The organism is Mucilaginibacter arboris, from assembly GCF_009754915.1.
GTDB classification, from domain to species: domain Bacteria; phylum Bacteroidota; class Bacteroidia; order Sphingobacteriales; family Sphingobacteriaceae; genus Mucilaginibacter_A; species Mucilaginibacter_A arboris.
The window spans coordinates 1-11,200 of sequence record NZ_WPIK01000028.1 but is presented as its reverse complement, the minus strand read 5'-3'; the positions used below and the strand labels follow the sequence as shown (position 1 = coordinate 11,200).

Sequence of the window (11,200 nt, the reverse complement as noted above, 5' to 3'; positions counted from 1 at the left end):
AGCTGACGGAATAAAATTTAGCTTCTAAAAACAGTATTAAACTTTTTGTTATAAATTTAACTTCAGTTTTGGCGGAAGGAATTCTATTTCCAGTTCTTCGCCAAGCCTTTTCCGTTAGCAGTAATAGTATGACAGACGACCAAGCTATAGAACTTATAGAAAGAGAATTTAAGGAAAAGACCCTTGGTGCGACTGAACAATATCTTGAAATTCATAATCCCATTTATGCTGACAATAAACTAAAAATTGCCCGTATTGACCGTGAAGCTAAAGCGGATTATATTATCGCCTATTTACCAGTAATTGGTGAACAATTCTATTTTGCAGTTTATATTAACACTTCAACAAATGAAATCACAAATATTGGGACTGAAGCATTTCATCAAGTTTATTTTATAGCCACATCTGAAATTTTAACCGCCAAAGAGTTAACCGCAATTACAAAGTTAAAACCAACTGAAAGTTGGAATAAAGGCGATTTACGAAAAAATGGTAAATCAAATCACAAGTATAATTCCTTCAAAATTTTGCCTAATCCTGAACCTGACGAATTTGAAGACAAATTGAAAAAATTACTTGACTTTTTAGAACAAGACAATGATGGTATTAAAAGACTTGTTGAAATTGCAGATGGATATATACAGATTGCAATGGATATACATAATGGAAATGGAATGATTGGCGGACCTACGATCGACAGCGACGATATTCGAAGAATGAACGAGTTAAAACTATCAATAAACTTTGATTTATATGTCAGCGGAAACAGTTTCAAAGAATAGAACTACTACTGCTAACATTGGTTTGGCAAAAAACTGGCTGACGGAATAAACATCAGCTTTTATTTTGCTATTTTGCTTCAGTTTCGGCAGAAGGATTAAAATTCAGCTGGTAAAAATAGTATTGAGCTTTTGAATATTAATTTAACTTTGGTTTTCGGCTGACGGGTTTCTAATTCCAGTTCTTCGCCAAGCCTTTTCCGTTATGCGACATTCCTAAACGACAACTAATCCACTATGAAATACTATTACTTTTATCTCACTTTAACACTTCTCTTATTTTCAGCAGTCACATTTGGCCAATCCATAAGTTATACGGATTGGAAAGTAGCTGCAAGTTCAGATAGCAGGCTTTTGCCAAAGTACGGAAATGTTCCTAAGACTGACGAGCAAAAGGAAGCCGATGAGAAATTTATCAAGACTGCCCTCGAAGCAGACGGAACTCCCCGTAAAGCTTCCGATCATTTGGTGAGATTAGGATTCGATTATTTATATAGACAGGATTTAAAAACTGCAATGTCCAGGTTTAATCAGGCTTGGCTACTTGATCCAAAAAACGAAGATGCGTTTTGGGGCTTTGGCGCTATTTATTTTACTTTCCATGATTCTCAAAGTGGATTAATGCAATATGAAGAAGGGTTAAAGTTAAATCCGAATAGTACAAATATATTAACCGACGAAGCGACGGTATATATGACGCGATATATGACAAGTCGAAACGAGAATGATTTTAACGAGGCAGTAAAACTGTTTAAGCAATCTTATTCTATTAACCCTAAAAACCAAAACACGCTCTTTAAGCTTTCGGCATGTTATTTTGTTAAACACGATTGCAGTAATGCCTGGAAGTATTATGATGAATGTGAAAAGCTCGGCGGGAAGCCAATAACGAAGGAATATACAGAAGCTCTAACTCAAGGATGTAAAAGATAAACGCCGCATAACATTGGTTTGGCAAAAAACTGGCTGACGAATGTTTCATCAACTTTTGTTTTACTATTTTGCTTCAGTTCCGGCTGACGGAATAAAATTTAGCTGATAAAAGAAGCATTGACATTTGAATATAAATTTAACTTTGGTTTCGGCGGACGAGTTTCAAATTCCAATTCTTCGCCAAGCCTTTTCCGTTATGCGTAATTTGCCGAAATGACGTTTATAGAAATTTACGATAGAATAATTCCTCTTTGGGGCGACTTAATTGATTTTTCTGACGGCTCAACAATTGACATACCAGAAACAACGCCGACTAACAATGATCATTTTCGTTCAAACACATTTAGCCGACTTTGGGACAATGTAGAAGAAACTGTCGGACATGAAGATACTTTTGACGACTTAATGGTTTGGACTATGTATCAAGTATTTCATACATATGCAAAAAGGTTATTTCGTCAAGGAGTTTTTGTATTAAACCCAAAGGCAGTTAATAAAAAGGAAATGGAAGAGCAATATTTTACGAACTTGAACGAAGAAAGTTGGAAAGCTGAATTATCAGTATATGAAAGAACAGTGGAATGAAAACTACGCATAACATTGGTTTGGCAAAAAACTGGCTGACAGAATAAACATCAATTTTGGTTTTGCTATTTTACTTCAGTTTCAGCGGAAGGAATAAAATTTAGCTGGTAAAAGAAGCATCAACATTGGAACATTAATTTAACTTTGGTTTCGGCGGAAGGGTTTTAAATTCCAGTTCTTCGCCAAGCCTTTTCCGTTGTGCGTCACTTTGGTCAGACTAATTTAGCTTGACAAATATTAAAGAATACTTTAAAACTTCGGATAACAGTAAAAATAGACAATGACCAAACAATATGAAAAACTATACAAGGTAATTGACGAAATACTTTGGAAAGATTGGGATCCGATTGGTGTAAATGACATCGAAGACGTTCGAGATGAGTATCAAAGTTATACGCCTCAAATTTTTAGTTTGACAATTCAAGGTGCAGACAAAGTGAAAATTGCAGAACAACTTTATAAAATTGAGACAGTAAACATGGGATTTACCGGAAACAAAAATCATTGTGAAGAAATCGCACAGAAGATTATAGCGGCAAAAGGTTAACAAAAAAGCGAACGCACAACATTGGTTTGGCAAAAAACTGGCTGACGGAAATTATTGAACTTTTGTTTTGCTATTTTGCTTCTGTTTCGGCGGACGGAACAATAATTTAGCTGGTAAAAGAAGTATCAACATTTTGTTATAAATTTAGCATTGGTTTTGGGCTGACGAGTTTCAAATTCCAGTTCTTCGCCAAGCCCTTTCCGTTGCCTGTAATTTTAGCGGACACTCACCGACAAATGACTTCGCTTTTAGTGACTTTGAATAAGTATGAAAAATCCTACTACTATTGGTAACAAAGTTTTTAAGCACAAAAAAGACGCTTTAAATCATTACAAAAATATTCTTAGTTCATACAGGTTTCAAGAATCATTAAGTGACGAGCACTACAATGATGTTTTGGATTTAATTTACTACAAATATTCTTTCTATGACGATGTGGAAAGTGAAAATAAAGAAGAAAATATTGATGATACCGGTACTGAAGAAGATGTAGAAATTGTTGATATTATTATTGGAAAAGTGCAATTCAATACGAAGTGTTTTGAAATTGTGTATAGCGACTCATCAAGCTCTTACATTTCATATATACAATCAATAAATAGAACAAAATACAACCCTGAAAACATTTTTAATATTGCTTGTAGAAATGCTATACAAAACGATATGAGGGCGATAAAGCAGAAATACTTTGACAATAATTCTTACAAAGGACAAGTTAAGTGTCAAGAAACAGGTGAATTATGCAAATGGGAGAGTTTAGTAGTTGACCATAGACAACCAAATACTTTTTCAATAATAGTCGACAGGTTTAAAGAAATAAGACAAATCGACACAAGCAAAATCGAATATTTTGTTAATGACAACAATTTACTTTTGTTTAGTGATACACATTTATTAACAGACTTTATATTATATCACAAGACAAAAGCCAATCTTAGAATTGTGAAAAAAGAAAACAATTTAAGCCGAACAGGAATGGCAAGAGTTAAACAATCAAATAATGACCTCAAAATTGAATAAAAAAACTACAGGCAACATTGGTTTGGCAAAAAACTGGCTGACGGAAGTAATTGAACTATTATTTTGCTATTTTGCTTCAGTTCCGGCGGAAGGAATAAAATTTAGCTGATAAAAGAAGCATCAGTATTTGAACAATTATTTAACTTTGGTTTCGACGGAAGGAACTTTAAATGCCAGTTCTTCGCCAAGCCTTTTCCGTTAGCAGCAATTGCCTATCCTGCGGCCTTTGAAGATGTCAAATACTAAACAGCGTATATTCATAATTGGAAAACTAGAGGTAAGGCGGTTTACAGTGGCTGATATTATCATACTTTCGACTTTTGCATCGGCTGTATTAATACAACATTACCTTTTAAATAATAAGCCCTTAAAAACGGGATATGGTTTGTTTGCAATCTCATTTGTGGTAGGTGTTCAGACTGCTTCAAGTCCACTTGGATTACGATTTCGAAGTATTTATTTCTCGCTTGTTTGGTTAGCCTGTTGTCTCTTCTTTTCACTCAATCCTTATTCTCTAGCTAAACTTCCATTGTTGACTTTTTTGGCTTATCATGTGATTCGATTAGTTTTTTGGAAATCACACGATAGAGAATTTATTCCCTTCGAGGCTGGAAGAGGTAGATTGTTCCGACATTTCAGTAAAACAGAAGGGCGAGTTGGCGGTACAAAAGATAAATATTTTATGAAAGTGCTTATGATTACTTGCTTTATTATTCTTATATATTGTATGTCTGGTATGGTTGGCGTTCATATTCCAGTTGACAAGTAACTGCTGCTAACATTGGTTTGGCAAAAAACTGGCGGACGGAAGTATTTGAGCTTTTATTTTACTATTTTGCTTCAGTTTCGGCAGAAGGAACAATATTTAGTTGATAAAAGAAGCATCAACTTTTGATTATTAATTTAACTTTGATTTCGGCTGACGATTTTCTACTTCCAGTTCTTCGCCAAGCCTTTTCCGTTAGGCGCAATTTGTGTTTTCGCCCGAGAAAGTTTGCTAAAGATTTTTTTGTCCCAAAAAAGCAAAAACACAAAAGCGGCTAACATGGGTTTGGCAAAAAACTGGCGGACAGTTTACAATCCAGCTTTTATTTTGCTATTTTGCTTAAGTTCCGGCTGAAGGATAGAAATTTAGCTGGTAAAAGAAGCATCAACTTTTGAATATTAATTTAACTTTGGTTCGGGCGGAAGGATTTTAAATATCAGTTCTTCGCCAAGCCTTTTCCGTTGGCTGTAATTATTGACAGACTTTCTATGACTTCAAAATTTACTCTAAAATCTATTTTTCCAGTTGTCTGTATTCTTCCTCTCATATTTGGACTTTCAGCGTATATTTACTTTACGTTTTACAAAACCCAAAATCCTCCGCCGTTACATGGAATGCCATTAATTTTATTATTGACTTTTACTTTAATCTGGTTGTTCTTTGGTGAATTCAGGACTAAAATGATAAAAGTTGAACTTGAGGATACATTCCTGACAATTAGAAAATTTGGCGGACTTTCATCAACAAAAAAATACTTGTATAAAGACCTTAATGGTTTTAAAACATCAATTCTTCGTTCATCGGCTGGTAACAATGAATATTTGTATTTTATGCAAGACGGTAAAAAAATTGGAAAAATATCAGACCTCTACCACAAAAACTATTTAACGATGAAAAAAGAAATAGAATTGAAATTAAAAGACTTAGGCTTTGAGACATTTAGTTATGCTGATGAGTTGAAGGAAATATTTATTTAGTAACAAATGGAAACAATATAACTACAGCCAACATTGGTTTGGCAAAAAACTGGCTGACAAATTAAACATCAACTTTTGTTTTGCTATTTTGCTTCATTTCCGGCTGACGGAACAAAATTTAGCTGATAAAAGAAGCATCAACATTTGAATATTAATTTAACTTTGGTTCTGGCTGACGGGTTTCAATTTCCAGTTCTTCGCCAAGCCCTTTCCGTTAATCGCAATTTGCGTTTTCGCCCGACAAAGTTTACTAAAGATTTTTTTGTCCCAAAAAAGCAAAAACACAAAAAGCGTTTAACATGGGTTTGGCAAAAGTTGGGCGAAAATGCTTTTACGAAAATTTGTACTTTTATGAACTTACTGCTTTTACTAAACTTTTTTGCTGAAAATTCCCAACCTTCGCCAAGCCTTCAACGTTAGGCGCAATTTGTGTTTTCGCCCGGTAAAGTTTGCTAAAGATTTTTTTGTCCCAAAAAAGCAAAAACACCAAAAGCGGCTAACATGGGTTTGGCAAAAAACTGGCTGACAGTTTACAATTTCAGCTTTTATTTTGCTATTTTGCTTTAGTTTCGGCCGACGAATAAAAATTTAGCTGATAAAAGAAGCATCAACATTTGGATATTAATTTAACTTTGGTTTGGAGCGGAAGGGTTTTAAATTCCAGTTCTTCGCCAAGCCTTTTCCGTTAGGCGCAATTTGTGTTTTCGCCCGGCAAAGTTTGCTAAAGATTTTTTTGTCCCAAAAAAGCAAAAACACAAAAAGCGGCTAACATGGGTTTGGCAAAAAACTGGCTGGCAGGTTACAATTTCAGCTTTTGTTTTGCTATTTAGCTTCAGTTTCAGCTGAAGGAACAGAAATTTAGCTGGTAAAAGAAGCATCAACATTTGATTATTAATTTAACTTTGGTTTTGGGCGGAAGGAATTTAAATTTCAGTTCTTCGCCAAGCCTTTTCCGTTGGCTGTAACCTTGAATGACAAAACCTAAACGATTAATATCACAGTGACAGAAAAATTGATAGCTGCTTGGAAAAAAATACTTTCATATACCAAATCAAGCTGGGATATTGATGATTATCCTTTGCGATATAAAAAACAAATTGACACCAAAGAAGAATACAAGGTTGGCGAACTAAAACTCTGGGTTGTACAAATCATAAATTGGTGGACAATTACTGGACTTGGTGACACAAAAGAGGAAGCATTTAAAATGCTTAAAACTAATTTCAAAAACTACTTAGAATACAATACAGCACCGAGACCAGGTACAAATGTACCAATTTGTTTTGCAGAGACAACACAAATGGACAAACACGAACAAGTAGCTGTAGATTTTTTTGATAAGATTTTAGACTACAACTATTATGAGTGTTACATAACAGACGAAAGTAGTTTAAACGACTTTAATAGGAATGACTTGGAAACAATGAAATTGATTAATTTGACCTACAATTTAAGCTTTAAAGATTTGGGCGATGGAAATCTGGCTAACATATTTACACTTATAGAGGAAAAACAAAAAATTTGAAAATGAGAACGATGAGAAAAGGCTACAGCCAACATTGGTTTGGCAAAAAACTGGCGGACGGAAATCATTGAACTTTTGTTTTACTATTTTGCTTCAGTTTCAATAGACGGAATAAAATTTAGCTGGTAAAAGAAGCATCAGCTTTGGAACATTAATTTAACTTTGGTTCGGGCGGACGAGTTTCAAATACCAGTTCTTCGCCAAGCCTTTTCCGTTAGCGGTCAGCTTAAAAAGACACGTTTGCAAAACAAAACAATGGAAGACTTTCTCAACATTTTAATTGAAGAAAAACTTAGTTCAGTTACGTTTGTCATGGACTACCTTCAAGTGGACTTTGATGGAAATGGATTTACATTTTATATATGGCCAGTTGTGACCGTTGAAAATATTGAATATAAATTTGGCGACTCTTATTATCGAGACAAATTGTGTTCATTAATTGCACAAATTGTTAAATCTGTCTCTTATGTTGACAACAAAGAAATAGTAATTCATTTTGACAATGAAAACAAACTGTTTCTATCATTGGATCCAAACAATCCAGACATTATTGTCGAAATCGCGACATTTAAAGACGCCAATAAAAATTGGTATGTATTTCAATAATAACTTTTGTACAACAGAAAGCCGAACCGCTAACATTGGTTTGGCAAAAAACTGGCTGACGGAAGTTATTGAACTTTTATTTTTGCTATTTTGCTTCAGTTTCGGCTGACGGAACAAAAATTTAGCTGGTAAAAGAAGCATCAGCATTTGATTATAAATTTAACTTTGGCTTTTGGCTGAAGGAAATCTATTTCCAGTTCTTCGCCAAGCCTTTTCCGTTAATCGCAATTTGCGTTTTCGCCCGACAAAGTTCGCTAAAGATTTTTTTTGTCCCAAAAAAGCAAAAACACAAAATGCGTTTAACATGGGTTTGGCAAAAAACCGGCGAACGGAAGTTGTTGAAACTTTGTTTTGCTATTTTGCTTCAGTTTCGGCCGACGTAATAAAATTTAGCCGATAAAAGAAGCATCAGCATTTGATTATAAATTTAACTTTGGTTTTGGCTGATGAGTTTCGAATTCCAGTTCTTCGCCAAGCCTTTTTCGTTAGGCGTAATTCTGAAACAAAGCGCAGCTGACAATTAAATGGAGACTTTAACTACAATAACATCGTTATTTCTACTTGTCGGACTTGCTTTAAGTCCCATTTTTATTTTAAGGAGGCTGGATAAACTAAAAGTCAAATATAAGTTTATTGCTTACCTGACAACAGGAATAGTTACAACTGTATTTATAACTTTGGTTTTTGCATGGTTGACAGATGTCTCAGATAAAATGCTTTTGACTCATTATGGATATAATATAGATGGAATGAATGAAATTGAATTTTATCGACAAGTTTTTCCTGAAAATATGGAACGAGTAAAAAGTCTTGAAAAAAGTGTAATGGGAATTGGATGGCCAATAAAAGCTACTATGACTTATGTTATTTATTTCCCCTACTTTTTGACTGTATATTTAATTTCTTATATAATCCAGAAAAACAAAAAGAAGAACTACGCCTAACATTGGTTTGGCAAAAAACTGGCGGACGAATTAAACATCAACTTTTGTTCTTCCATTTTGCTTCAGTTTCAGCGGAAGGAACATTTTTCAATTGTAAAAACAGTATTGAACTTTGCTACTTTAATTGAACTTGGGTTTCGGCGGAAGGAATTTAAATTCCAGTTCTTCGCCAAGCCTTGAACGTTAAGTGCAACTTAAAACCTGTATTTCGCCGACCGACTTGCACGCTGGATTTTGAACAATTGTAAGTTTGACTTTGAATTTCGCTGACTTTTGTTTTGCTGTTTTTAGCAGACTTTTTTCGGTGAACTATTTCCGGCAGACTAATTTTTGCTCGGTAAAAACAGTATGACTGGCTGACTTCTTTTTCAACCAAAACAGTAAAGTTTATAAAATCACCGACGACTTTTGTGTGGACAAAAACGTTTGACTGAAATTTCTATTCAATATTGCTCGGCGAAGGTTTGTTTATGAACTTATTTGTAAAAAGGCAAAGTCCGATTTTGACAGCTAAAGAATTAAGCTGCACCTAACATGGGTTTGGCAAAAAACTGGCGGACCAAAGCCACTTGAACTTTTGCTTTTGCTGCTTTGCTTCAGTTTGGGCTGACGAATCAGTTTTTTAGCTGGTAAAAGAAGCATTGAACTTTTGAACTTTTATTTAACTTCGATTTCGGCGGAAGGATTCCAAATTCCAGTTCTTCGCCAAGCCTTTTCCGTTACAGGCAATTACAAAAGACAACCGTACAATTGACAATGACCGACAAAATATTTAACGATTGGTTAGACAAAATTCTAATAACTGAAAAGCCAAGTGCAGACATTGTAGCCTATTATTTCGGAATAATAGAAACATCAAATGGTTATGAAATGTATTTGGTCGGATCAAACGAGTTTGACGCAGACGACGATGACTGGGCATGTAATGCTGACTTTGAACCCAAAGACAAATATCTAAAGCTCGGACAAGCTGGTGCCGACTGGGAAGAAATTCTTTCGGAAATCAAGCAAAATATAGAAAACTATATTCAAAAACCGGACTATAAGAATAGCTTTCTCGAAAAAGCAAAAGCAATAGCAACTGGTTTTGATGAAGGCGATTTATATAGAATAAAGTAACTGCCTGTAACATTGGTTTGGCAAAAAATTGGCTGACGGATTAAAACATCAACTTTTATTTTTGCTATTTTGCTTCAGTTTCAGCTGAAGGAACATAAATTTAAGCTGATAAAAGAAGCATCAGCACTTGTTTATAAGTTTAACTTTGGTTTCGGCTGACGGGTTTTAAATTCCAGTTCTTCGCCAAGCCCTCGCCGTTGTGTGTAATTTTATGAGACCATTCAATCGTATAAATAATCCTGAAAAAATTGACATAAGCTTTATTGAAAGCGAACTCAAATTAGGCAAAAAGGTAATTCTTCAATTTGCTGATAAAAGCTATACAGACAAAATCCTCTCAGAAATAAATGAGTTATGTTTTAAACACGATGAAAGTCTTTGCATAAGATTTTATGGACATCATTCAAAACAGTTTGACTGCAGAATTTTGCAAAGAATTCCAAACGTAAAATGCTTATATATTGACTGCTTGCAAAGAGCAGACAACTTACAAATAATTAAAGAACTTTCAGAACTTAAAAGTCTTAGTATCGGTATATTTGAGTTGCAAGACACAGAAATATTAAATTCTGATAATTTAAAAAACTTGACAGAGCTAATTGTCGCGGACACGAAAACTAAAGCCTTTAATCTTGACTACTTGCGACAATTCAAAAAATTGAAGTCTTTGACAATTTGTGGACACATAAAAAATATTGACGCCATCGGCGAACTTTCAGAGTTAGAGTTTTTATCATTAAACTCCGTGAAAAAAGTTCCAGTTAATTTTATCAATAAAATAAAAAATTTAAAAACTTTGAATTTCATTTTGGGTAGTAGAGAAAACTTAAATGAAATTAAAGAAAATACAATTGAAAATCTTGATATTACTTGGGTTCGTGGTTTTAATAACTTATACTGTATTTCTAAGTTTCCTAAATTGAAGACACTGAAAATTGAAGATGAAATACAACTACCCAAGATTCAATTTGACAATGTTTTTCCAGATTTAACAGACTTAAAAATAATTAACTGTAAGACACTTGAAGAAATTGTAGAATTAAAAAATTTACCTCAATTAAATTCTTTAGTTATTTACCAAACTAAAGTTGACTTTGATAAATTTATGCAACAAGAATTACCTAAAAAATTAAAACATTTAGGCTTTTATACAACCAAATTAAAAATTGACAAAGACATTAAAGCAATGGTCGAAAGCAAAGGGTATTCCTGCAACTAAGAAGAAAAACTACACACAACATTGGTTTGGCAAAAAACTGGCGGACGGATTAAACATCAACTTTTGTTTTGCTATTTTGCTTCAGCTTCGGCAGAAGGAACAGAATTTAGCTGGTAAAAACAGTATTGAACTTTTTGTTATAAATTTAACTTTGGTTTTGGGCTAACGGGTTTCAAATCC

At 34.0% G+C, this 11,200-nt stretch carries 13 protein-coding genes; all 13 read left to right on the top strand.

All coding sequences use genetic code 11. The features are described from left to right. Positions 1–128: 128 nt before the first annotated feature. The 13 genes from GO621_RS18285 (at position 129) to GO621_RS18230 (ending at position 11,020) form a co-directional block, all read left to right on the top strand. The gene (locus tag GO621_RS18285) at positions 129–782 is read left to right on the top strand and encodes a DUF4279 domain-containing protein (protein ID WP_157569759.1); all 654 of its coding nucleotides are present in this window, start codon (positions 129–131) and stop codon (positions 780–782) included. 234 nt (positions 783–1,016) lie between these two features. After that, the gene (locus GO621_RS18280; RefSeq protein ID WP_157569757.1) at positions 1,017–1,712 is read left to right on the top strand and encodes a tetratricopeptide repeat protein; all 696 of its coding nucleotides are present in this window, start codon (positions 1,017–1,019) and stop codon (positions 1,710–1,712) included. Positions 1,713–1,925: 213 nt separating this feature from the next. Beyond that, entirely contained in the window at positions 1,926–2,297 is a 372-nt protein-coding gene (locus tag GO621_RS18275) for a hypothetical protein (protein ID WP_157569743.1), read from the top strand. Positions 2,298–2,577: 280 nt separating this feature from the next. Then, entirely contained in the window at positions 2,578–2,844 is a 267-nt protein-coding gene (locus GO621_RS18270) for a hypothetical protein (protein WP_157569741.1), read from the top strand. Between the two features lie 267 nt (positions 2,845–3,111). Then, the gene (locus GO621_RS18265; protein WP_157569739.1) at positions 3,112–3,864 is read left to right on the top strand and encodes a DUF3223 domain-containing protein; all 753 of its coding nucleotides are present in this window, start codon (positions 3,112–3,114) and stop codon (positions 3,862–3,864) included. A 292-nt stretch (positions 3,865–4,156) separates the two neighbouring features. Further along, positions 4,157–4,633, top strand: a complete 477-nt coding sequence (locus tag GO621_RS18260; RefSeq protein WP_198170313.1) for a hypothetical protein — start codon at positions 4,157–4,159, stop codon at positions 4,631–4,633. Positions 4,634–5,118: 485 nt separating this feature from the next. Further along, entirely contained in the window at positions 5,119–5,607 is a 489-nt protein-coding gene (locus GO621_RS18255; protein WP_157569735.1) for a hypothetical protein, read from the top strand. 144 nt (positions 5,608–5,751) lie between these two features. Next, a complete protein-coding gene (locus tag GO621_RS18950) occupies positions 5,752–6,027 on the top strand; it encodes a hypothetical protein (protein ID WP_198170312.1) in 276 nt (91 codons plus the stop codon). Positions 6,028–6,607: 580 nt separating this feature from the next. Continuing rightward, the gene (locus GO621_RS18250) at positions 6,608–7,132 is read left to right on the top strand and encodes a polysaccharide deacetylase family protein (RefSeq protein ID WP_157569734.1); all 525 of its coding nucleotides are present in this window, start codon (positions 6,608–6,610) and stop codon (positions 7,130–7,132) included. Between the two features lie 162 nt (positions 7,133–7,294). Then, entirely contained in the window at positions 7,295–7,738 is a 444-nt protein-coding gene (locus GO621_RS18245) for a hypothetical protein (RefSeq protein WP_157569731.1), read from the top strand. Between the two features lie 524 nt (positions 7,739–8,262). Next, positions 8,263–8,682, top strand: a complete 420-nt coding sequence (locus tag GO621_RS18240) for a hypothetical protein (RefSeq protein ID WP_157569730.1) — start codon at positions 8,263–8,265, stop codon at positions 8,680–8,682. A 756-nt stretch (positions 8,683–9,438) separates the two neighbouring features. Then, positions 9,439–9,801: a hypothetical protein gene (locus tag GO621_RS18235; protein ID WP_157569728.1), complete on the top strand. Its 363-nt coding sequence runs from the start codon at positions 9,439–9,441 to the stop codon at positions 9,799–9,801. A 211-nt stretch (positions 9,802–10,012) separates the two neighbouring features. After that, positions 10,013–11,020: a leucine-rich repeat domain-containing protein gene (locus GO621_RS18230; protein WP_157569726.1), complete on the top strand. Its 1,008-nt coding sequence runs from the start codon at positions 10,013–10,015 to the stop codon at positions 11,018–11,020. Positions 11,021–11,200 lie beyond the last annotated feature (180 nt).

Bases quoted from the DNA above. Each gene is read 5' to 3' on its own strand.
- GO621_RS18285 (WP_157569759.1), top strand. From the start codon at position 129: ATGACAGACGACCAAGCTATAGAACTTATAGAAAGAGAATTTAAGGAA.
- GO621_RS18280 (WP_157569757.1), top strand. From the start codon at position 1,017: ATGAAATACTATTACTTTTATCTCACTTTAACACTTCTCTTATTTTCA.
- GO621_RS18275 (WP_157569743.1), top strand. From the start codon at position 1,926: ATGACGTTTATAGAAATTTACGATAGAATAATTCCTCTTTGGGGCGAC.
- GO621_RS18270 (WP_157569741.1), top strand. From the start codon at position 2,578: ATGACCAAACAATATGAAAAACTATACAAGGTAATTGACGAAATACTT.
- GO621_RS18265 (WP_157569739.1), top strand. From the start codon at position 3,112: ATGAAAAATCCTACTACTATTGGTAACAAAGTTTTTAAGCACAAAAAA.
- GO621_RS18255 (WP_157569735.1), top strand. From the start codon at position 5,119: ATGACTTCAAAATTTACTCTAAAATCTATTTTTCCAGTTGTCTGTATT.
- GO621_RS18240 (WP_157569730.1), top strand. From the start codon at position 8,263: ATGGAGACTTTAACTACAATAACATCGTTATTTCTACTTGTCGGACTT.
- GO621_RS18235 (WP_157569728.1), top strand. From the start codon at position 9,439: ATGACCGACAAAATATTTAACGATTGGTTAGACAAAATTCTAATAACT.
- GO621_RS18230 (WP_157569726.1), top strand. From the start codon at position 10,013: ATGAGACCATTCAATCGTATAAATAATCCTGAAAAAATTGACATAAGC.